This window comes from Microvirga sp. HBU67558, from assembly GCF_018069605.1.
GTDB classification, from domain to species: domain Bacteria; phylum Pseudomonadota; class Alphaproteobacteria; order Rhizobiales; family Beijerinckiaceae; genus Microvirga; species Microvirga terrae.
This window is the reverse complement of sequence record NZ_JAGPUP010000477.1, coordinates 1-22325: the sequence shown is the minus strand read 5'-3', so window position 1 is coordinate 22325 and position 22325 is coordinate 1. Positions and strand designations below refer to the sequence as shown.

At 66.6% G+C, this 22325-nt stretch carries 18 protein-coding genes; 6 read left to right on the top strand and 12 right to left on the bottom strand.

Translation table 11 applies throughout. The annotated features are described in order from the left end of the window. Nucleotides 1–338 precede the first annotated feature (338 nt). Complete coding sequence (locus KBI52_RS08370) at nucleotides 339–3902, bottom strand: AsmA family protein (RefSeq protein WP_210806700.1); 3564 nt, start codon at nucleotides 3900–3902, stop codon at nucleotides 339–341. Between the two features lie 82 nt (nucleotides 3903–3984). Then, on the bottom strand, nucleotides 3985–5400 hold the full coding sequence (locus KBI52_RS08365) for an FAD-binding oxidoreductase (RefSeq protein WP_210806698.1): 1416 nt from the start codon (nucleotides 5398–5400) through the stop codon (nucleotides 3985–3987). A gap of 183 nt (nucleotides 5401–5583) precedes the next feature. Here KBI52_RS08365 and KBI52_RS08360 point away from each other — a divergent pair, with 183 nt between their 5' ends. Further along, the gene (locus tag KBI52_RS08360; protein ID WP_173947404.1) at nucleotides 5584–6126 is read left to right on the top strand and encodes a thioesterase family protein; all 543 of its coding nucleotides are present in this window, start codon (nucleotides 5584–5586) and stop codon (nucleotides 6124–6126) included. Here the strand turns inward: KBI52_RS08360 and KBI52_RS08355 are convergent. Then, complete coding sequence (locus KBI52_RS08355; protein WP_173947403.1) at nucleotides 6123–6398, bottom strand: hypothetical protein; 276 nt, start codon at nucleotides 6396–6398, stop codon at nucleotides 6123–6125. The two genes, KBI52_RS08360 and KBI52_RS08355, sit on opposite strands and share 4 nt — an antisense overlap. Before the next feature lie 148 nt (nucleotides 6399–6546). Between KBI52_RS08355 and KBI52_RS08350 the strand changes: the two genes are divergently transcribed. Continuing rightward, a complete protein-coding gene (locus KBI52_RS08350) occupies nucleotides 6547–8922 on the top strand; it encodes an ATP-dependent helicase (protein ID WP_173947402.1) in 2376 nt (791 codons plus the stop codon). A gap of 128 nt (nucleotides 8923–9050) precedes the next feature. Here the strand turns inward: KBI52_RS08350 and KBI52_RS08345 are convergent, their stop codons facing one another. After that, a complete protein-coding gene (locus tag KBI52_RS08345) occupies nucleotides 9051–9932 on the bottom strand; it encodes a manganese catalase family protein (RefSeq protein WP_210806696.1) in 882 nt (293 codons plus the stop codon). Nucleotides 9933–10135: 203 nt separating this feature from the next. Here KBI52_RS08345 and KBI52_RS08340 point away from each other — a divergent pair, with 203 nt between their 5' ends. Beyond that, nucleotides 10136–11410, top strand: coding sequence for a cyclopropane-fatty-acyl-phospholipid synthase family protein (locus KBI52_RS08340; RefSeq protein ID WP_173947400.1), 1275 nt, complete (start codon nucleotides 10136–10138; stop codon nucleotides 11408–11410). Nucleotides 11411–11438: 28 nt separating this feature from the next. Here KBI52_RS08340 and KBI52_RS08335 read toward each other — a convergent pair whose 3' ends face one another. Both KBI52_RS08335 and KBI52_RS08330 read right to left on the bottom strand, forming a co-directional pair. Continuing rightward, nucleotides 11439–12689: a Gfo/Idh/MocA family protein gene (locus KBI52_RS08335; RefSeq protein WP_247654273.1), complete on the bottom strand. Its 1251-nt coding sequence runs from the start codon at nucleotides 12687–12689 to the stop codon at nucleotides 11439–11441. A gap of 22 nt (nucleotides 12690–12711) precedes the next feature. Then, on the bottom strand, nucleotides 12712–13587 hold the full coding sequence (locus KBI52_RS08330) for an SDR family NAD(P)-dependent oxidoreductase (protein ID WP_210806694.1): 876 nt from the start codon (nucleotides 13585–13587) through the stop codon (nucleotides 12712–12714). 155 nt (nucleotides 13588–13742) lie between these two features. Between KBI52_RS08330 and KBI52_RS08325 the strand changes: the two genes are divergently transcribed. Next, on the top strand, nucleotides 13743–14663 hold the full coding sequence (locus KBI52_RS08325) for a 50S ribosomal protein L11 methyltransferase (RefSeq protein WP_210806692.1): 921 nt from the start codon (nucleotides 13743–13745) through the stop codon (nucleotides 14661–14663). A 140-nt stretch (nucleotides 14664–14803) separates the two neighbouring features. Here KBI52_RS08325 and KBI52_RS08320 read toward each other — a convergent pair whose 3' ends face one another. Continuing rightward, the gene (locus tag KBI52_RS08320; RefSeq protein ID WP_173947397.1) at nucleotides 14804–15016 is read right to left on the bottom strand and encodes a hypothetical protein; all 213 of its coding nucleotides are present in this window, start codon (nucleotides 15014–15016) and stop codon (nucleotides 14804–14806) included. A 303-nt stretch (nucleotides 15017–15319) separates the two neighbouring features. On the opposite strand from KBI52_RS08320, the gene KBI52_RS08315 reads away from it, so the two are divergent. Beyond that, nucleotides 15320–17140: an aminopeptidase P family protein gene (locus KBI52_RS08315; RefSeq protein ID WP_173947396.1), complete on the top strand. Its 1821-nt coding sequence runs from the start codon at nucleotides 15320–15322 to the stop codon at nucleotides 17138–17140. On the opposite strand, the gene KBI52_RS08310 is transcribed toward KBI52_RS08315, so the two are convergent. The 5 genes from KBI52_RS08310 to KBI52_RS08290 all read right to left on the bottom strand — a co-directional run bounded on the left by KBI52_RS08310 (nucleotide 17137) and on the right by KBI52_RS08290 (nucleotide 22000). Continuing rightward, nucleotides 17137–17436, bottom strand: coding sequence for an AzlD family protein (locus KBI52_RS08310; protein ID WP_173947395.1), 300 nt, complete (start codon nucleotides 17434–17436; stop codon nucleotides 17137–17139). The two genes, KBI52_RS08315 and KBI52_RS08310, sit on opposite strands and share 4 nt — an antisense overlap. Beyond that, nucleotides 17433–18143 (bottom strand): AzlC family ABC transporter permease, encoded by a 711-nt coding sequence (locus KBI52_RS08305; protein ID WP_210806690.1) that lies wholly within the window; start codon nucleotides 18141–18143, stop codon nucleotides 17433–17435. The genes KBI52_RS08310 and KBI52_RS08305 overlap by 4 nt, the downstream gene beginning before the upstream one ends. Before the next feature lie 68 nt (nucleotides 18144–18211). Next, nucleotides 18212–19078, bottom strand: coding sequence for an AraC family transcriptional regulator (locus KBI52_RS08300; RefSeq protein ID WP_210806688.1), 867 nt, complete (start codon nucleotides 19076–19078; stop codon nucleotides 18212–18214). A gap of 46 nt (nucleotides 19079–19124) precedes the next feature. Further along, a complete protein-coding gene (gene ligA / locus KBI52_RS08295) occupies nucleotides 19125–21284 on the bottom strand; it encodes an NAD-dependent DNA ligase LigA (protein ID WP_210806686.1) in 2160 nt (719 codons plus the stop codon). 239 nt (nucleotides 21285–21523) lie between these two features. After that, entirely contained in the window at nucleotides 21524–22000 is a 477-nt protein-coding gene (locus tag KBI52_RS08290) for a MarR family winged helix-turn-helix transcriptional regulator (protein ID WP_173947391.1), read from the bottom strand. Nucleotides 22001–22101: 101 nt separating this feature from the next. On the opposite strand from KBI52_RS08290, the gene KBI52_RS08285 reads away from it, so the two are divergent. Continuing rightward, nucleotides 22102–22325, top strand: a 224-nt coding sequence (locus KBI52_RS08285) for a DUF1428 domain-containing protein (protein WP_210806684.1), incomplete at its 3' end; no start/stop codon positions are given.

The window sequence follows — 22325 nt, the reverse complement described above, 5'->3', positions numbered from 1 at the left end:
CAGGACCGTGCCGGCTCCCACACTTGCGACGCCTCGCGAGCGCGCCCCTCGCAGGAACCGATCTGTCCAACGATATAGCTTAGCTTGGCACTCCTGTCAAGAACAAAGTGAGAACATCATCGCACCCACACTGTCCACCACTCCGACCCTCCGCACGTCATCACCGGCCCTGTGCCGGTGATCCCCACCCGTAAGGCACGGCGCTTCACATGATCGGGATGGCCGGGACCAGCCCGGCCATGACGTGGTGGGTGTCAGCACAGGCGGAGCGCGCCAGGACGGGCGGAGGGTGGCTCCAGGGCATGGCGCCCCGGCCCATGAGGCTTGCCCAACCGGCCCTATCGCGTGGGCGTCCCGTAGACCGAGGGCGGCGGGCCGATCTGCACTGGCGGGGTCAGGGGCGGCGCGGCGGTCGGCGAGGGGGCGGTCTCCTGCTCCGGCTGGTTTCGCTGTTCCTGTTGCAGCCGCTCCGCATCCCGGCGGGCGCGCTCGGCTTCCGCCCGGGCCCGGGCCTGGCGGAGAGCCTCTTCCTCGGCCGCCTTGGCCCTCTGCCGCTCGGCCTCGCGCTGCGCATCGATCTGGCGCTGACGTTCGGCCGCGGCGCGCTCGAACGCCTCGATCTTCTCCAGCTCGCGCTTGAGCACGATGGCGGCCAGTCCGTTGCGGAACGGGCCCGCGTCGATCTGACGAACGGGCGCCGAGAGGGAGCCCTGCCAGCTCAATCCGACCGAGGGCGGCGCACCGACCCATTCCGGAGGCGAGGACTTGGCGGTGAGAGCTCCGCGGGCATCGAGCTGCAGGGTCTTCAGATCGTAGGTGACGGCGCCCTGCCAGGTGGCCGACCCGCTCTCGGCCACGAAGGGCGAGAGCCGCAGCATTCCGCCGACGAGGGCGGCCGAGGTCTTGATCGGCGCCGCATTGAAGGGAGCCCGGCCGAGTTCGATCCCGAAAATCGCTTCCGCCTTGCCCTCGGCCAGGGGATCGTTCTCGGCGAGCGCCCGCTTGAGCGCCTTATCGAACACGGTCGGGTCGGCCGCGGGAAGGCGCAGATTGGTGACCTGCCAGTCGCCGGCACCGCCGAGATTGGCCACGAGTTCGGACAGGCTCGTGCCAGCAGCCCCGAATCGGAGCGGACCCGACAGAACGGCCTCGAACGGCGAGGCTCCGGTCAGGGCCCACAGGGGGACCTTCTCCAGGGCGCCTTCGCCCACGATGGTGGCCGTGCCTTCCTGCCGTGTGATAGCGGCCGAACCCGTGATCCGGCCCGACCCGATGGTGGCGTCGAGATTGCGAATGGAGATCCCGTCCGATTGCGCTCCGAGCACGAAGGAGGCGCGGCTGGCCTGGAGGCCGCGGCCCAGCTCGAGGGCCCCGACCCGGACCGTCACCTGCCCGCCGGAGACGAGGCGCCCGCTTTGCCCGAAGCGGGCGGTCGACCAGATCGCCGTGGCGCTCTGGTCTCCCGGCACGTTGAGCGACAGGGCGGCCACGAGCCATGGCAGGGACAGCCGCCCGAGGGAGATGTCGCCGCTGATCTCCGACCGGGAGGCCGCGACGAGGCGTGCCTGCACGTTGTCGTTCGAGACCTTGCCGTTGACGTCGAGCAGGGTCGCGCCCCGCTCCCGGCCCAGGGTGACGCGGCCGGTCACGGGCACCGGCGGTGCGACCCCCGCCCCGTCCCCGAGGAGAAGCAGGAAGGGCGTGATGTCGGGCGTCGAGATCTCGACCTCGCCGCTGTCCACCACGTCATCCGCCTCGCTCAGGGCGAAGGGGCGTGTCGTCGCGACCTTGGCGCCGGCAATGTCGCCCGCGAGGGTGACGTTGAACAATCCGGACCCGACCCGGGTGCCCCGGAGGTCGACCCGGGAGGGTCGGTTCAGCCCGGCCATGGTCGCCCGGTTGACCCAGCGCCCCGTATTCTCGGCCGACAACGCGATGGTGAGGCTCTCGGTCCGCCCGTCGAGGGAGTCGACCTGCCCTTCGAATGGCCCTCCGGCCACCCGCCCCTTCGCGGTCGTGCGCAGGCGCAGCTCCGTCGACCCGGGCGCCGGTGCGACGCGCTCCGACGTGACATCGAGATCGAGCGCGCCCTCACGGACGAAGGTGGGGACGAGCTTCGAGATTCCGCCGATCCATACGCTGCCCAAGAGGTCGACCAGAGGATTGGCGCGCTGGGCCGTGACCTTTCCGGTGATCTGCCCCGAACCGTCCGGGGCGATCCGCCCTCGCACCCGGGCATTGGCCCCGGCGAGATCGACGATGTCGAGGGTCTCGACCATGAGCGCCGGCCCGTCCGACAGGATGCGGGCTGAGATCCGGCCGGTGGCGGGGCTCTTGCCCGCACTGACGCCGCGGGCGTCCAGGATGAAGCCGACGTCGAGGTTCTCGGTCGCCTGGAAGACGCTCGACACCTGCGGCAGGTCGTCGAGGTTCAGGCCCTGGATCGCCACCTGGGCCTCCAGCTTGCCGCGCTCGCTGGCCTCCGGCGCCGTATAGCGGGCGTTCCCGGTCAGGACCGATTCGCCCGTCTTGAGGCGCAGACGGTTGAAGGACAGGACGGGGTTCGAGAAGGCGATCTCCGAAGAGGCCTCGACGGGACGTCCGTCGAGCACCCTGAGCAGCGGCGAGTTGAGGCCGATGCGCGCAAGATAGCGCGCCAGACGGTCGGACCCGTTGGAGGCCAGGGCCACCTTGCCGTTGATGCCGCCCCGGGTGGTCAGGCCGAGCTGTCCTTCGATCGCCACCCTGGTCTCGCCAGGAGCATTGAACTCGATCCGGTCGAGAGTAGCCCGGCCCGTGTCGAGAGACAGCCGCAGGACCGCGTTCGACAGATCCTCCTGGCCCAGGCCGATGCTGTCGATCTTGAGATCGAGATCGATCGGCACCCGGATCAGCGGCAGGGACCATCCTTGCAGCCGGCTCTTAAAATCCTGCCCGTTCCCGGACAGGATGAAGCTGTCCGCATCAAGCCGGCGGCCTTCGAGCTTCAGGGAGATGCGGGGATCGTTGAGACCGATCCGACCTTGTCCGGTCATGCGCAGGCTGGCGCCGCCCTCGCCGGCCTCGAGGCTGGCCGGGTTGAGCTCGACGGCGCCAGGCACCGTCTTGAATTCGGTTTCGACCGCGATCGGGATCGGAATGCCCGCGGCTGCGATCTGAGCCGGAGGGCCGAAGAGGACCTTCGCCTTGCCGGCGACCTGCGGGGTCGCGGCCTCGCCGCTTCCTTCGTTCAGCCCCAGCCGGGCGTCGATGTCGAAGCGCGGATAATTGTCGCCTCCACCCGAGAGCTTGACCTGAACGGTCTTGTCCTCGGCCAGTTCTCCCGTGACGAGCCGGAACGGCACCCCGGAGGTCGTCCCCTCGACCCGCCAGGGGCCGATCAGCCTCTGGCCCTCGATGGCGACGTTCTCGGCGAAGGCCTGGTTGGTGCGGCCGGTGCTGGCACTCTGCGTCGTGACCAGAAGCTGGGCCACGGTGAGGTTCTCGATGGCCCACTCGCGGCCGCGGCCGCTGCCCGATACGAGATCGGGCGGCAGGCGCCAGTCACCGTCGCCCGAGACCGGGATGCGGATATCGGCCCGGCCCACCCGCGTCTCCGTGAACCGCACCTCGCCTCGGAGCAGAGGGGTCAGGGCTACCTCGGCCCGGACCCCGTCGGCGGTGAGAACCGGCGAATCCGGCGTCTTGCCGCCGAGCCTCAGGCGCCCGAGGGTCAAGCGGGGCTCGGGCAGGAGCCGGATGCCGATGTCGCCTTCGGTGCGAGCCTCGGTGCCGGATGCGCGCGAGATCATCCGGTCGATCGTGTCGCGATGAGCCTCCCAGTCGACGAAGGGAGGCGCCGCTACGGCGATCGCCAGGATCAGGATCACGATGGATGCGATGATCGTCAGGATATCGCGCAAGAGGCTGCCTTTTCTCCGTTACCGTGACACGTCCTACCCCATGACGCCGAGGACCGGGAGCGCCGTTCCGCGTGTTCCACCGTCAAAGCGCGATGATCTTGCCCGGGTTCATGATGTTGTGAGGATCGATCGCCTGTTTCAAGACGCGCATGAGGGCCAGGGCGGCCGGCCCATGCTCCAGCTCCAGGTACTTCATCTTCTTCTGCCCCACGCCGTGCTCGCCCGTGCAGGTCCCCTCCATGGCCACCGCCCGCCGCACGAGCCGGTCCACGAAAGCCTCGCAGGCCTCGATTTCCGCCGGATCATCGGCGTTCACCAGGGGCTGGACGTGGAAGTTGCCGTCGCCCACATGGCCCACGATGGGGGCGATCAGGCCGCTGGCCAGGATGTCCTGCTTGGTGGCATCCACGCATTCGGCGAGGCGCGAGATCGGCACGCAGACATCGGTCGCGACCGATTGGGCCCCGGGTCGCAGGCCCTTGGCGGCCCAATAGGCGTCGTGCCGGGCCTGCCAGAGCCGCGACCGCTCTTCCGGCTTCGTGGCCCATTCGAACGGGCCGCCGCTGAACTCGGCTGCGATCTCGCCGAACCGCTCGGCCTGCTCCTGCACCCCGGCCTCGGAACCGTGGAATTCCAGGAGCAGCAGCGGGCTCTCGGGCAGGGAGAGCTTGGCATGGAGGTTGACCGCCCGCACCTGGACCTCGTCGAGCAGCTCGATCCTGGCCACCGGGATGCCGGTCTGGATCGTCATGATCACCGCATCGCAGGCCGCCTTCACGGACGGGAACGGGCAGATGCCGGCCGAGATCGCCTCCGGGATGCCGTGGAGCTTCAGGGTGATCTCGGTGACGATGCCGAGCGTCCCCTCCGAGCCGACAAGGAGGCGGGTCAGGTCGTAGCCCGCCGAGCTCTTCTTGGCGCGGCTTCCCGTCTTGACGATCTCGCCATCGGGAAGCACGGCGGTGAGCGAGAGCACCACGTCCTTCATGGTCCCGTAGCGGACCGCATTGGTGCCGGACGCCCGGGTCGCCACCATGCCGCCGATGGAAGCGTCGGCCCCCGGATCGATGGGGAAGAACAGGCCCTTGTCGCGCAGGAACTCGTTCAGCTCCTTGCGGGTCACGCCCGCCTCGACCACGCAGTCCAGGTCCTCGTCGTGGACGGCGATGATCCGCTTCATCAGGCTGAGATCGATAGAAACGCCCCCGTAGGGTGCGTTGATATGGCCTTCCAAGGATGTGCCGGTCCCATAGGGGATGATCGGAACCTCGTGCTCGGCGCAGAGTTTGACGATCTCCGAAACCTCCTCCGTCGTGCGCGGGTAGACCACGATGTCCGGCGGCTGGTTTTTCACCCAGGTCAGGGTATGTCCGTGCTGCTCGCGCACGGCGGCCGAGGTCACGACCCGGTCGCCGAAACGCCCGGACAGGGCGGATGACAGAGCGGCCACGGAGGCGTCCGTGGCTTTCTGACGGGCGGTCGCTTGGAAGGTATTCATGAAGGCTTCAGATCCGGTTGTGATGCTCGTTCTTCCCATAGCTACCAGAACCGTTGCAAAGGCAACACTCCGGATGAGAAAGATGCCGCGCCCCTCCTTCGCAACACGCCTGAATGTGCTAACATTCCTGTCCCGTCAGGAAAGGAATGCCCGCCTGAGCGGCGTCGAGGGACGGCACTGACCATGGACAAGCGCACGCCCGTGTTTTTCTTTGCGCCCTTCGTGTCCTCGACGATGCGGGTCGAACCCGCCTGGATCGACTATAACGGCCACATGAACATGGCCTATTACCACGTGCTCTTCGACCGGGCCGTGGAGGAAGGCTTCAGCCTCGTGGGGCTCGGCCACGATTACCTGGAAAAGCGCCGGGCATCGTTCTTCGCCGCCGAGATCCATACGCTCTACAAGCGCGAGCTGAAGATGCACGACCGCGTGCGCGTCACGCTTCAGCTGGTCGATTTCGACGAGAAGCGCATCCACTATTATCTGGAGATCCGCCACGCCACCGAGGGCTGGGTGGCGGCGTCCATGGAGGGGCTTTCCCTCCACGTGGACATGGAAACCCGGAAGGTCTGCCCCTTCCCCGACGACATCGCGGCCAACCTCGCCGTGATGAAGGCGACCCATGCCCGGCTGACGAAGCCGCAGGCCCTGGGCCGGGTCATCGGCATTCCGCACAAGGCCGAGATTCAGGATGCCCTGTCGGCGTCAGGCACGCGCCACTAGCATATCCTCCCGCGCCCGCAGCCGGCACGCGGCACCGGAGGCAGATAGCGAGGGGCGAAAAGGCGATCCCGGTCGACATTCTGACGGATCTGGTTGCTTTTGCTCTGGATGTCCTGCTCGACGCCCAGGATCTGCTGATCCTGCTGGATCCGCCGGTTGATCGCATCCGTGTTCCGTTCCGCCGGGCTCGTGCGCGGCAGGCGCGTCTGGGCTTCGGCCGGCACGGCCATGACAAGGCTTGAGACGATGGCAAGGGCCACCACGATACGCATGGGACATTCCTCTCCGGGCCTGCCATACCCATATGGCGATGGAAGCTCTTTCCGACAATGGAATCGAAGCCTGGAAGTTCGAGCCTGCGGCAGGATCGACCGGGATTCAGGCTCGACGCCGTTCGCCTTTTGATCCATGGTCCCGCCGATGAATCAGTCCGATCCCAGACCCGACCCGCAGGACAGCCTTGCCCATGAGCCGGCGTCCGGTTCCCTGAGCGCCCGCGCCCGCGCGGCGGTGGCGCCACAATCGCCCTATCTGAACGGGCTGAACCCGGAGCAGCGCGCCGCCGTCGAGGCCACGGAAGGCCCGGTTCTCGTTCTGGCGGGCGCCGGCACCGGCAAGACCCGCGTGCTCACCACCCGGATCGCGCACCTGATCGCCACCGGCAAGGCCTACCCGTCCCAGATCCTGGCCGTGACCTTCACCAACAAGGCCGCCCGGGAAATGCGCGAGCGCATCACCTCGGTGATCGGTCCGGTCGCCGAGGGCATGCAGTGGCTCGGCACCTTCCACTCGATCGGCACCAAGATCCTGCGTCGCCACGCGGAGCTGGTGGGCCTGCGCTCCGACTTCACGATCCTCGGCACGGACGATCAGCTCCGCCTGATGAAGCAGGTGATCGAGGCGGAAGGGATCGACGAGAAGCGCTGGCCGGCCCGCCAGCTCGCCGCCCACATCGACGGCTGGAAAAACCGGGGCCTCGGGCCCGACCAGGTGCCCGCCGGCGAGGCCGGAGCCTTCGCCAACGGCAAGGGCGGCCGGCTCTACCGGGCCTATCAGGAGCGACTGAAGGTTCTGAACGCCGTCGATTTCGGCGACCTCCTGCTCGAATGCCTCCGCCTGTGGCGCGAGCATCCGGACATCCTGGAGCAGTACCAGAACCGCTTCCGCTACATGCTGGTGGACGAGTACCAGGACACCAACGTCGCCCAGTACCTCTGGCTCAGGCTGCTCGCCCAGGCGCGCAAGAACCTGTGCTGCGTCGGCGACGACGATCAGTCGATCTACGGCTGGCGCGGCGCCGAGGTCGACAACATCCTGCGCTTCGAGCACGACTTTCCCGGCGCCACGGTGATCCGCCTGGAGCGCAACTACCGCTCGACGGGCCACATCCTCTCGGCGGCCTCCGGCCTCATTGCCAAGAACCAGGGCCGCCTCGGCAAGACCCTGCGCACGGAGGACGAGGCCGGCGAGAAGGTGACGATCACCGGCGCCTGGGACTCCGAGGACGAGGCGCGCCTGATCGGCGAGGAGATCGAGGCGCTGCACGCCAAGAAGCACCCGCTCTCCGAGATCGCCATCCTGGTGCGCATCTCGGCCCAGATGCGCGAGATCGAAGACCGGCTGGTGACGCTCGGCGTGCCTTATCGCGTCATCGGCGGCCCGCGCTTCTACGAGCGCGCCGAAATCCGCGATGCGCTGGCCTATCTGCGCGTCGTCAACCAGCCGGCGGACGATCTCGCCTTCGAGCGGATCGTGAACGTGCCCAAGCGCGGCCTGGGCGATGCCACGATCCAGGTGCTGCACAACCACGCCCGCGCGGCCCGCGTGCCGCTGGTGGAGGCGGCGCGCTTCATCGTCGAGACGGACGAGCTGAAGCCCAAGCCCCGTGCCACCCTGCGCGACCTTCTGATCTCCTTCGGCCGCTGGTCGAAGCTCTCCGAGACCATGACGCAGTCCGAGGTCGCCCAGACGGTGCTGGAGGAATCCGGCTATACTGACATGTGGCAGAAGGACAAATCGGCCGATGCGGCGGGACGCCTCGAAAACCTCAAGGAGCTCGTGCGCTCCATGGAGGAATTCCCCGACCTGCAGAGCTTCCTCGAGCACGTCTCGCTGGTCATGGAAGCCAACGAAAGCGACACCGCCGAGCGCGTGAGCCTGATGACCCTCCACGCGGCCAAGGGCCTGGAGTTCAACACGGTCTTCCTGCCCGGCTGGGAGGAAGGCCTGTTCCCGAACCAGCGCGCGCTCGACGAGAGCGGCCGCGCCGGTCTCGAGGAGGAGCGCCGCCTCGCCCATGTGGGCCTCACCCGCGCCCGGCGCAGCGCCAAGATCTACTTCGCCTCCAACCGGCGCATCCACGGCCTGTGGAACTCGACCGTTCCGAGCCGCTTCGTCGACGACCTGCCGGAGACCAACGTCGAGATCGTCGAGGCGCCGGCAAACTTCTCGTATGGTGGTTATGGCGGCGGCTCACGCTTCGACCGCATGCAGCCCTTCAGCGGCTCTTCCTACCAGACCCCGGGCTGGCAGCGCGCCCAGGCTCATCGCGCCACGACGGATGATGGCGTCTCTTCCGCGCGCCGCTCCGGCGACCGGAGAGGACCGATGCTGATCGAAGGCGAGCTGGTGGCCAAGTCCACCGGTGGTTCGGGATTTGCCGTGGGTGGACGGGTCCTGCACACGAAGTTCGGCCCTGGCACCATCGAGGCGGTGGACGGCAACAAGCTCACCGTCGCGTTCGACAAGGCCGGACGCAAGATGGTGCTGGACAGCTTCGTCGAAGCCCTAGGCTGACGGGATCTCGTCGTGTCGTCACCGGCTTTGTGCCGGTGATCCCGATCAGAAGCGCAACATCTTTCAGAAGCGAGATGGCCGGGACAAGCCCGGCCATGACATGGGATCGAGTGCGGAACGCGCGATGATCACTCCGCAGCAGCTGGCGGCACCGGTGCAGGCGGCGTGCCATAGACACGCGGGTCGATCGGGTTGAGCTGACCCTCATCCTCCGTATAGGCCGGCGGACGGTCTACATAGGTGAAGGTGCCCTTCCCGTCCGGTGCGGGTCCCTGTGCCCAGCGCCCCGCTTGGCTTTCCATTCCCTCGGAATGGTTCAGGAATTGGTAGGAAACCTCGGTCTTCTCCAGGTCCTGCGGGAAATTCGACGGAACTGGTGTATCTTCAAGCCCATCCTCCTGCAGTTCGCGGATGGCGGCGAGCCACTGGTTCTGATGCATGGTGTCACGGGCGAGCATGAACGAGAGCATGTCGCGCACGCCGGTATCGTTCGTCATGTTGTAGAGACGCGCCACCTGCAGGCGGCCCTGGCTCTCGGCCGTCACGTTGAAGCGAAAATCGGCAAGCAGATTGCCGCTTGCGATGGTGTAGGCCGCATTCCAGGGATTGCCGACGCTGTCGGACGGCCTGGCACCGAGACCCGCCACGATATACTGCTGAGGGTTCATGCCGGCCACGATGGCGTCTTCCACACGGGCACCGCCCATCACGGCGCCCACCACCGAATTCTTGGCCATATCCTCCTGCTGCTCGATCGGCGAGGTCTCGAGCAGGCGCGCGATCATGGTGGCGAGCATCTCGACATGGCCGATCTCCTCGGTGCCGATATCCATGATCATGTCCTTGTACTTCTGCGGACCGCGGCAGTTCCAGCCCTGGAACAGGTAGGTCATCATCACGCTGATCTCGCCCCATTGGCCGCCGAGGGGCTCCTGCAGCATCTTGGCAAAAAGCGGATCGGGCTTCTCAGGCTTGGCGTGATACGCCATCTGCTTCTGGCGGAAGAACATCGGCTACTCCTGTTCGATGGATGTCATGGCAGCTCTCGGCCCCACGAGAGTCAGGCTTCCAACCGGAGCGACTCATGGTTGTTCCCCAAATAGGCTGTCTTTCCTGTACTTTAGATCCGTTCTGATCTGCAGGTTTTCCCTCTAGCCACCTGCCTGCAACTGTGGAACCATCCGGCCCGTTCGAACAATCATCAGAGGTGCCGATGTTCCCGCTGTCCCACATGCTGAAATCCTTCGTACGCGCAGGAACGTTGAAGGTGATCGACGCGCAGGGGGGCGTGCATGCCTTCGGGGGTGAAAAGCCGGGGCCAAGCGTCACCATGCGACTGACCGACCGATCACTCTATCACAAGCTTTTCCTCAATCCCGAGCTGCATGCGGGTGAAGCCTACATGGACGGGCGCCTGAGCTTCGAGGACGGTTCGAACCTGCGGGACTTCCTCAATCTCTTCTCGATGAACCGCTCGACACTGGCCAGTTACCCGCTGCAGAACGTGCTCAAGCGCGTCTCGCGTACCGTGAAGCGATTTCAGCAGGCGAATCCGGTCGGGAAGGCGCAGCAGAACGTGGCGCATCACTACGACCTCGGAAACGACTTCTACAAGCTCTTCCTCGACAAGGGCATGCAGTATTCCTGCGCGTATTTCGTCAACGACGACGACACGCTGGAAGAGGCGCAGCAGAACAAGCTGCGTCTCATCGCGTCCAAGCTGCAGCTCAGGCCCGGCCTGAAGATCCTCGACATCGGCAGCGGCTGGGGCGATCTCGCGCTTTATCTCGCCGCTATGGAGAACGTGGACGTCACGGGCGTCACTCTGTCGAAGGAGCAGTATGAACTCTCCAACGAGAAGGCACGGCGCGCCGGCCTGTCGGATCGAGTGCGCTTCGAGCTGCTCGACTATCGCAAGGTCGACAGGAGGTTCGACCGCATCGTGTCGGTGGGCATGTTCGAGCACGTGGGAGTGCACCATTACGGCGAGTTCTTCGCCAAGATCAACGCTCTGCTCAACGATGACGGACTGATGGTGCTGCACTCCATCGGCAAGATGAGCCCTCCCGGAACGGCAAGTCCGTGGCTCAGGAAATACATCTTTCCGGGCGCCTACTCGCCCGCCCTGTCGGAGGTGTTTCCCGTTGTCGAGCAGAACCAGCTCTGGGTGACGGATCTGGAATTCCTGCGCCTTCACTACGCGAAGACGCTCAATCATTGGCATCGGCGCTTCGAAGCCAACCGGGAGAAGATCGCCGCCATGTACGACGAGCGCTTCTGCCGGATGTTCGAGTTCTATCTCATCAGCGCCGAGACCATGTTCACGACCGGCAGCCAGCTCGTGTTCCACATGCAGCTGGCCCGCAAACGCGATGCCGCGCCGATCGTGCGCGATTACATCACGGACACCCAGCGCGCGTACAAGGCCGAGGAAGCCGGGAAACTGCAAGTGCTGCAGCCTGTAGAGAAGGTTTTGCAGGCCGGCTGATCGCCCGTGCCGACGGCAGGATCGCGGCTTATCGGGCGGTCGATCCTGTCGTCTCCAGGGACACGGGCCGGCCCTCCTGGGCGGCCCGATAGACGGCCTGCATGATGCGGATGTCGCGCAGACCCTCCTCGCCGGGGGTCTTGGGCTCCCGCTTCTCCAGCACCGCCTTTGCCATGTGATCCATCTCGGCGGCAAACTGGTTGCCTTCCGGAATCTGCACCCGCCGCTCCTCCTTCTCGGTCTTCACCATCATCTGGTGGCGCTCGTATTCGGTGGCGGGATCGAGCACCAGCGAAGCCTTCGAACCGAAGACCTGGATGCGCTTGACCGGCGAAGTGGAGTAGGACGATGTCAGGCTGGCCAGCGCTCCCGACGGGAAGCGGAGTTGGAACGCCACGAGCTCCTCGATCTCTCTGAAGCGCGGATCGCTCGTGTCGCTGGAGATATGGGCAGAGACCTCCACCGGCTCCTCGCCCGTGATGTAGCGGGCCGCCTGCAGCGAGTAGATGCCGATGTCATAGAGCGATCCGCCACCCGCGAGCGCTTTCACCATGCGCCACTGATCGGCCGGCACCTTGGGATCGAGAATGCGCCCGTGATCGCTGGTGACGAGACGGATCTTGCCCAGCTCGCCTTCCCGCGCCATGCGGATCGCTTCCATGTTGTACGGCTCGTATTGGGCCCGGTAGGCGATCATGAGCTTGCGGTCCGCCTCGCGGCCGGCGCGGATCATGGTCTCGCATTCCTCGGCCGTCACTGCCATGGGCTTTTCGCACAGCACATGCTTGCCCGCCTTGAAGGCCCGCACCGTATATTCCGCGTGCAGGGCGTTGGGCAGGATGATGTAGACGATGTCGATCCCGTCGTTGTCGGCGATGCGGTCGAAGCTCTGATAGTCGTAGATGTTCTTCTGCTGGACTCCGTAGCGCTCGGCCACCTGAAGCGCCTTGTCCCGGTTTCCCGAGACCAAGGCCACGAGCTTCGACGACTTGCTTTCCGCGAAGGACGGGATGATCTGGTTCAGGGCGAACTGCCCAAGCCCCACGATGGCATAGCCCAGGCGCTTGCCGGGTGCTTCCGGCATGGCCTTTTCCATCTCCGGCATGGGCCGCCCCGTCGGCCGGTCCGGCGGCAGGGTCGACCCGCCGCCCCCGCTCGCACCGCTGCTCTGCGCAAAGCTCGGCCCTGCGGCCGCCAGTGCGGAGCCTAAGAGAAGTCCTCCGCCCGTGCCGCGCAGGAAGAGCCGGCGGGACAGGCCCGTTTCGAAAAGCATGGTCATGATCGGCTCCGGAAGCGAGGGCTCAGGTCAGGGTCTCGTAGTCCTTGTTCTTAAGGCCGTCATGGGAATGGCGCGTCGGCAGCTTGCCTTTCGGCTGCTTCTTGAAATGCGACGAGGCCTTGGCACCAACCGGTCCCTTCGAGATCGTGATGCCGCCATCGACCATGTAGAGCGCGCCCGTGACGAAGCTCGCCTCGTCGGAGGCGAGGAAGCAGAACACGTTCGCAACCTCCTCCGGGGTGCCGCGCCGGCCCATGGGAGTAGCCTGCGTGATCATCGTGGCGAGTTCCGCGTCCATGGGGCCCGTGGATTTGTGCGTCCAGGCGGTGTCGATGGGACCGGGGCAGACGCAGTTGGCACGCACACCGTAAGGGACCTGCTCGGCCGCCACGCCGCGGATGAAGGAATGAATGAAGGCCTTCGTGCCGCCATAGGGCGTGTTCTTCGGATGACCGATCATGCCGGCCTCCGACCCCGTGGCGATGATGTTGCCATGGCTTTCCTGCAGATGCGGCAAGGCGAACCTGGTCATGAGGAAGACCGAGCGAACGTTCGACCGGAAGGTCTCGTCGAACTTGTCGATGGGATAATCCTGGGTCTCGGCGACCGCCAGGAAGACGCCCGCGTTGTTGACCAGGACATCGATGCGCCCATAGGCACTCACGCAGGCTTCGACGGCCGCTTGCGCGTGACGCTCCTCGGCGATGTCGCCGAGATATACCTCGGCAAACCCGCCTGCCCCATTGATCGTACGGGCCACATCGTCCACCGGATCATCCGGCAGGCCGACGAGGAGAAGGCGCGCGCCCTCCTGGGCGAACTTGAGGGCGATGGCCTCGCCGATGCCGGTGCCGGCACCCGTCACGATGGCAACCTTGTCGAAAAGACGTCCCGGCATGGTGGATCTCCTGGAGAGGGAACAAGCGCGGCCGTCAGCCAAGGGCTGCGGCGGCATCGGGTGAGGGCACAACGGGACGTCACTTCGACGGTTCCCGGAAATGCTCGATCTCACGGACAGGTGACCTGCGGGGCAAGGGGTGCTAAGGCGAGGCCATGCTCGAAGGTCTTCATCCCAACCGCCCCACCCACGTCTTCCGCATCACCACGGACGAGCGCTCCGCCCGCGCCATGACCGACATGATCGGGGAGATTTTCGATCCGGCCGAAACGGCCGTCGCGTCCTTCGAGACGGAGGATGGCGGTCCATGGATGCTGGAAGCCTATTTCGCCCATCAGCCCGACGAGGCTGCGATCCGGGACCTGCTGCGGCCCATCGTCGGCACGGAAGCGGACAAGGGCGTCTTCCTTCCGATCGAGCAGAAGGATTGGGTGAAGGCCTCGCTCGAAGGTCTCAAGCCTGTCCGTGCGGGCCGCATCTTCGTCCATGGCTCGCATGATCGGCACGAACGGCGCCCGAGCGACATCGCCATCGAAATCGAAGCCGGGCTCGCCTTCGGCACGGGCCATCACGGCACCACCAAGGGCTGCCTGCTCGCGTTCGTGGATGAGTTGAAGACGCGCACGCCCCGCCACGTGCTCGATGTCGGGACCGGCACGGGGATCCTGGCCTTTGCGGCGGCGAAAATTCTGAAGCGGCCCGTGGTGGCCGGCGACATCGATCTGGAAGCCGTGCGCGTGGCACGCGAGAACGCGCGGCTGAACGGGATCGGGGCGTTCATGAAGCTCTACGTCGGACCGGGCATCCGCCACCCGGACGCCGACCGCACGGGCCATTTCGATCTGGTCTTCGCCAACATCCTGGCAAAGCCCCTGCGCATGCTGGCGCCGTCGCTGGCGCGCGTGGCAAGCCCGGACGGAACGATCATCCTGTCGGGCCTGCTCGCCCGGGACGTTCCCGGAGTGCTGTCGACCTATGCCCATCAGGGCTGGTATCTGCGCCGCCGCTACGATCTCGAGGGCTGGGCGGCGCTGGTGCTGAAGCGGGGCAACGCTCGTCCGCTGCCCCGCCCGTAAGCGCTACTACTCGGCCAGAACGCCCGGATAGCGCTTGGCGAGTTCGCGACGGAGCTCGAAGGTCTCGGCCCAGATGTCGCGGATGGCTTTCATGGCGGTGATGATGATCATTGTATTGTCTCTCTTCTAAAGTGCTTCGATCAGATCTTGGCGGGGAGCGGCTCGCCTTGGTCGAGGAACAGGGCTGAATGGTCCTGCCGGCGGCTCAGGTCCTGGATGTACGCCTCATGGCGGCGCAGTTGCTGCGCGGCGCTTCGGGCGCGGCTTTCGGCGATGCGTGTCACGACCCGCGAGAGCACGGTCGGCTTCTCGGACGTGCCGAGGAGAATGGTGGACAAGACAGCTGCGATCATGGGCTCATCTCCCAACAGATTGGTGCTGAGACCCTTCAGCGTTTCTCTGTTGTCGTTGCTAGGAAGATAAGGCCGGTCCGACTTTAGTTGTAGTCACAGGATCACATGAGCGTCATGCATCCGCTGCAGGACATCACTAATTTCGCTCGCATTCCAGGCATCACACGCATAATCCTTGGGCAGGCTGCCCTAGGCTGCGGCAACGATCCCGCTCCTGCCCGGCGCTCGAAAACGGTTTCCCCGTCGGGGTCGATGCACTAGCGTGTCGCCCTCCTCATTCGCGACCCTTCGGTGCTGCTTTCCATGGCTCAGTTCCAGTTCTTCGACGACACCACCTCCCCGGCCCAAGGCCCACAGCACATCGCCAAGCTGCGGGCCGAGCTGGCCCGGCGCGGGTTCGATGGATTCATCGTTCCCCGCGCCGACGAGCACCAGGGCGAGTACGTGCCGAAGAGCGCAGAGCGCCTGGCATGGCTGACCGGCTTCACGGGCTCCGCCGGGACGGCCGTGATCCTTCGGGATGAAGCAGCCCTCGTGGTGGACGGGCGCTACACCGTGCAGGCGGCCGAGCAGGTCGACACCTCCGTCATCACGCCCGTCCAGCTCGCCGATGCCACGCCTGAGGACTGGATCGCCGGTCATCTTCCGCAGGGCGGCACCCTCGCCTACGACCCCTGGCTGCACACGAGCGACGGTCTGAAGAAGCTCGAGCAGGCGGTGAGCCGCGCGGGCGGCAAGCTCTGTCCGGTCGACCTCAATCTGGTCGACGTGATCTGGATCGACCGCCCGGCCCCGCCGCAGGCGCCCGTCCGGCCGCACCCGCTCGACTACGCGGGCGAGGCTGCGCCCGCCAAGCTGGAACGGATCCGCAGGAAGATGGCGGAGGCGAAGATCGACGCGCTCGTCATCTCCGATCCGCACAACCTCGCCTGGGCGTTCAACCTGCGCGGCGGCGACGTGGGGCATACGCCCCTGCCCCTCGGCTATGCCGTCCTGCCCAAGGAAGGACGCGCGAGCCTCTTCTTCGATCCGGCGAAGGTGACGAACGAGGCCGGCGCCGCCGTGGGCGATCTTGCCGATTTCGCTCCCATCGCCACGTTCCAGACCGCGCTCGATTCCCTGGGCCAGTCAGGCGGCAAGATCCGCATCGATTCCGCCACCGGGGCCGTCGCCCTGATCCGGCGCATCGAGGCGGCCGGCGGCACGGTCGATGTCGGGGCGGATCCGATCGCTCTCATGAAGGCGGTCAAGAACGAGGCCGAGATCGCGGGATCCCATGCCGCGCATTTGCGCGACGGCGTGGCGGTGGCGCGCTTCCTGGCCTGGCTCGACCGCGAGGCGCCGTCGGGCACGCTCACGGAGATCGATGCGGTCGAGGCGCTGGAAGCCTTCCGGGTCGAGACGGGCGCCTTGCAGAACGTCTCCTTTCCGAGCATCTCGGGCGCGGGCCCCAATGCCGCCCTGCCCCATTACCGTGTCACCCGTTCGAGCAACCGCCCCCTGGAGCGCGATCAGATCTTCCTGATCGATTCCGGCGCACAGTACGAGGACGGCACCACGGACATCACCCGCACGGTCATCGTGGGTGAGCCGAGCGCCGAGATGAAGGACCGGTTCACCCGAGTGCTGAAAGGGCATATCGCCATCGCGCAGGCCGTGTTTCCGAAGGGAACGACGGGCGCCCAGATCGACGCCTTCGCCCGCAAGCCCCTGTGGGACGCGGGCCTCGACTTCGATCACGGCACCGGGCACGGCATCGGCAGCTATCTCTCGGTTCACGAGGGCCCGCAGCGCATCGCCAAGACCGGGCACACGCCGCTCGAAGTTGGCATGATGCTGTCCAACGAGCCCGGCTTCTACAAGACGGGCGCTTACGGCATCCGCATCGAAAACCTCATCCTCGTGGAGCCGCGCACGATTCCCGGTGGCGACCGCGAGATGATGGGCTTCGAGACGCTCACGTTCACGCCCATCGACCTGCGCCTCGTCGAGCCGGCCATCATGACGGCCGACGAGATCGCCTGGCTCAACGCCTATCACGCCGCGGTGCGCGAGAAGATCGGGCCCGGGCTCGATGCGGAGACGCGGGCGTGGCTAGACAACGCGACGCGGCCGGTCGGCTAGATCAGGTTCCGCAGCACCACGACGGACACCACGCCGACCGCCACCGTGCCGAGGAGCGGAAGCCGGAACGCCGCCAAAGCCGTGATGGCGGCAGCAACGGCTTCCGCCCATCCGGTGGTGAGGGCGGTCGGCGCGATGACCGCGACCAGGACGGCCGGCGGGATGGCGTCGAACGCCGCCTTGGCGCGGCCGGTGAGCACGAGGCGATCGGCCACGAACAGGCCGGCGATGCGGGTGACGTAGGTCACGACCGCCATGGCCAGGATGGCGAACAGGGTCGTCGTATCGAGGCTCATGGGCGCGCCTCCGCGGGAGCGGCCAGATAGGCGGCCACGATGCCGGCGAGCGCCCCCGAGGCCACATGCCAGGGCGCGCCGATGAAGTGGTGGACCAGGGCCGCGACGCCGGCGCTGGCCGCCACCGTGACCAGGGTCACGCGGCTGCGTCCGAAACCGGCCACGAGACCGATGAACAGGGCCGTGAAGGCGAAGTCCGCCCCGATCCGCTCCGGGTCGCCGAGGAACGAGCCGAGGACCGCTCCGAGGCCGGAGAAGAAGGTCCAGTTCGCCCACAGCACGCCGCCCATGGCGACCCAATAGGCGGCCGTGACCGGCCGGTCGAGAGCACGGCGCTCCGAAAGCGCCCAGGCCTCGTCGGTGAGGAAGAAGAACGACAGGAATCTCTGGACCCGCGACATGTCCACCTTGGGCGACAGCGACGCGCCCATCAGCACGTGGCGAGCATTGATCAGCAGCGTCGCGAAGGCGAGCGTCAGGATGGGTGCGGGATGGATCCAGGTCTCGATGGCGGCGAACTGCGCTCCCCCGGCGAAGACGAGGGCCGACATCACCGTGACCTCCAGCGGCGACAGCCCTTTGGCGGTCGCCACCGCGCCGAAGAGCAGGCTGATGGGGATGGCCGCCACGGCGACGGGCGCGATGTCGCGCAGGCCCGCCCGGATTTCGCGGCGGTAGGTCGGGGCAAAGGGACTGGCTTGATCCATGAGCATACTCGTTTGTCCCGCACCTTATGCGCGCCGAATCGAGACCCGTCTTGGATGAAAGTGCGGTCTCAGGCGGCCCGGTAGGCGCCTGGCGTCACGCCCATGCGGGCTTTGAAGACGCGGTTGAGGTGACTCTGGTCGAAGAACCCGCAGGCGGCCGCCACGTCGCCCGGCATCGCGCCCTGGCTCAGCAGCCGCGTGGCCGCGCGGAAGCGCCGGTCGAGCAGATAGGCGTGTGGCGTCAGGCCGGTCTCCTTGGCGAAGGCGCGGATGAAATGGCTGCGCGAAAGACCGGCCAGTCTGGCGAGATCGGCGAGGTCCGCCTCCTCGCTCATATGGGCGTCCAGATAGTCCCGCGCCCGCAGGATGCCCTTCGAGCCATAGCGAAGAGCCGGCAGGGCATCGAGATCGGCCCAGCGGGCGATCAGGCGGCTCAGGAACCCGATGAGCCGGGTATCCTGCTCCATCTCGGATGACCAGCGCTCGTCCTGACACAGGCAGGCATGGAGCCGGACCTGAGCCTGGAACAGCTCAGGATCCGCGATCACGGAATGCGGGAACCAGGGCGCGCGGGAGAGCGGCCGCCCGGTCACGTCCTCGGCGATCTCCTGCATCAGCTCGGCCGACGGGTAGAAGGTCCGGTACTCGAACCCTCCACCGTAGGGCTCCCCGTCATGGATCTCATCCGGGCACACGACCGCCACGGAGCCCGCCGGGGCGTAGTGCTGCTCGCCCCGGTGGAAGAAGGTCTCGCAGCCGGCCAGAACCGCCGCGATGGCATAGGTGTCGTGGCTGTGGCGAGCATAGGCGTGACGGCGGAAGGTCGCGCGCAGGCAATCAAGGTCGCGGTAGCGCGGCACTCGCCAGAAATGCGTCACGTCGCCCGCTCCGACCAGGTCCGGATCGAGCGAGACCTCGGGGGTGATCACCGTCATGGGGCCACCATGCCACATCATTGCGTCGAAGTCTTGGACAGAAGTCTCACCCCCGGCCGACGAGGGCGAACCAGCCGTCCTCGTCCATGACCTGGAGTCCGAGCTCGGCCGCCTTGGCGAGCTTCGAGCCGGCTCCGGGACCGGCCACCACGATGTCGGTCTTCTTGGACACGGAGCCCGCCACCTTGGCGCCGAGGCGCTCGGCCATAGCCTTGGCCTCCTCGCGGGTCATCTGCTCGAGGGAGCCGGTGAACACCACGGTCTTGCCCGCCACGGGGGAGTTCGCCATGGCCGGCGCTTCCATGGCCTCGACGGTCACCTGATCGAGCAGCGCATCGAGCATCTCCTCGTTGTGCCGTTCCTTGAAGAACTCGACGACCGCCTCTGCCACCACGGGCCCGATGCCGCCGATGGCGGTGAGTTCCGCATGCGCGTCCGATGCGGGATCGGCCGCGGCTTTCGCGGTCTCGCGCAGGTGCTCGAAGGTGCCGAAATGGCGCGCGAGCAGCCGCGCCGAGGTTTCGCCGATATGCGGGATGCCGAGGGCGAAGATGAAGCGGTTCAGCGCGATCGTGCGGCGCGCCTCGATGGCAGCGAACAGATTCTTCGCGCTCGTCTCGCCCCAGCCTTCCCGGTTCTCCAGCCGCTTGAGGCTGCGGGCATTCCGGGCCTGCAGGGTGAAGATGTCCTGCGGGCGCTGGACGAGCCCTTCCTCGTAGAACTCGTCGATGCGCTGCTCGCCCATGCCCTCGATGTCGAAGGCATTGCGCGAAACGAAGTGCTTGAGGCGCTCGCGGGCCTGCGCCGGGCAGATGAGGCCGCCGGTGCAGCGGCGCACCGCATCCTCCTTAGCCGTGCGAGGATTGACCTCGCGCACCGCATGGCTGCCGCAGGCCGGGCATGTGGTCGGGAAGGCATAGGGCTGCGCGTCGGCGGGGCGTTTCTCCAGCACCACGTCGAGTACCTTGGGGATCACGTCGCCGGCCCGGTTGATGACGACCGTGTCGCCGATGCGGATGTCGATCCCGTTGCGGATCTTCTCGCCGTTGCCGCCGATGCCCTTGATGTAATCCTCGTTGTGCAGGGTCGCGTTCGACACCACGACGCCGCCGACGGTGACGGGCTTCAGGCGCGCGATGGGATTGAGCGACCCCGTGCGGCCCACGTTGATCTCGATATCCTCGAGCACCGTCACAGCCTTCTGGGCCGGGAACTTGTGCGCGAGCGCCCAGCGCGGCGAGCGGGACACGAAGCCGAGACGCTGCTGCAGGCTCAGCTCGTCGACCTTGTAGACGACGCCGTCGATGTCGTAGCCGAGATTGGCGCGGTCGGTCTCGATGGCGTGGTAGTGATCGAGCATCTCGGCGACGCTGGTGCAGCGGCGGGTGAGCGGATTGACCGTGAGGCCGAAGCTGCGGAAGCACTCCATCATGCCGTGTTGCGTCGTCGCCGGCATGGCGCTCACCTCGCCCCAGGCATAGGCGAAGAACCGCAACGGGCGCGAGGCGGTGATCGACGCATCGAGCTGACGCAGGCTGCCCGCCGCCGCGTTGCGCGGATTGGCGAAGAGCGCTCTGCCGGCCGCCTCCTGGCGCGCGTTGATGGCGGCGAAATCCTCGTGCGAGAGATAGACCTCGCCGCGCACCTCGAAGATGTCAGGAACCTCAGAGCCCTTGAGCCGGTGCGGAATGTCGCCCACCGTACGGGCGTTGTTCGTCACGTCCTCGCCCACCTGGCCGTCGCCCCGGGTGGCGGCGGACACGAGCCTGCCGTTCTCGTAACGCAGGCTCAAGGACAGACCGTCGATCTTCGGCTCCGCCGTGAAGGCGAGCGGCGCATCGGGCTTCCATTGCAGGAAGCGGCGGATGCGTTCGACGAACTCCTCCACCTCCTCGTCGGCGAAGCCGTTGGCGAGCGACAGCATCGGCACCCGGTGACGGATCTTGCCGAATTTCTCCGACACCTTGGAGCCGACCTTCTGGGTCAGGCTCTCGGGGGTCTTCAGTTCCGGGAACTGATCCTCCAGGGCCTCGTAGCGCTTGCGCAGAGCGTCGTATTCGGCATCCGAGACGGTCGGGGCGTCCTCCTCGTAATAGCGCCGGTCGTGCTCCTTGATCTCGGCGCCGAGCGACTCGTGCTCGGTGCGCGCGTCATCGGGCGTCAGATGGTCGACTGGGGTCTCGGAGGCGGTGCTGCGTGGGGGCATGATCGAATCGTATGTGAGGGTGCTTGAACCATAGCGCTCGGCGGCCGAGTCTCCAGAGGCAGGGGGCCGACAGTGCACCGGATTCGGACCTTCTCCACCTTTCCGCCCCGTCGTCGCCGGCCTTGCGCCGGGAACCCCGATCAGAAAGGCACACCGCTCTTCCGATCGGGACGGCCGAGACAAGCCCGGCCATGACACGACAGGGCGCCGCTCCGGGAGTGCGGCCTGGACGGCCATCCTCAGCCTTGGATCGTCCCGGTCGGCGTCGGGCGCGACAAGCCCCTCAGGGCGCCGCGCAGGGCGTCGGGATCGAGGGCCGGCAGCCCCTCCTCGATGGCGCCGTGAAGGTCGCGCCAGATCGGAACGGCCGAGGCCAGAACCCCCCGGCCCTTGTCGGTGAGGCGCAGAAGACGGTTGCGACGGTCGTCGGGGTCGCGGGCGACGGCCACGAGGCCGTCCCGCTCCAGAGGCTTCAGGGCGGCCGTCAGGGTGGTCCGATCCATGGCGAGCAGCTGCGCCACCGGGGCGATGGAGGGCGGCGCGGGACGATTGAGCGCATTCAGCAGCGAGAACTGCCCCGAGGTCAGTCCGACCGGCCGCAGAGCCTCGTCGAACAGGCGCGACAGCGTGCGGGCGGCGCGCTGGACGTGAAGGCACAGGCAGGCGTCACGGATCAGGTGAGTGGTCTCGAAGGGCACGTCACGGGGGTTTGACATGGCCCAATTATGTTGATATCAACTCATTTGTCAAGGAAAACAGGCGCGGGAAGCGCCGCGACATCCGGCTCCGATTCCAGGAGTCTCAAGGGAGATACGCAATGAAGTATGTCGATGGCTTCGTGCTCGCCGTGCCGGCGGACAAGAAGGAAGAATACCGCCGCCATGCCGCCGAGGCCGCCCCCCTGTTCAAGGAGTTCGGCGCCACCCGGATGGTGGAGTGCTGGGGCGATGACGTCCCGGACGGCAAGCTGACCGACTTCCGCCGCTCGGTGCAGGCCAAGGACGACGAGACCGTGGTGTTCAGCTGGATCGAGTATCCGTC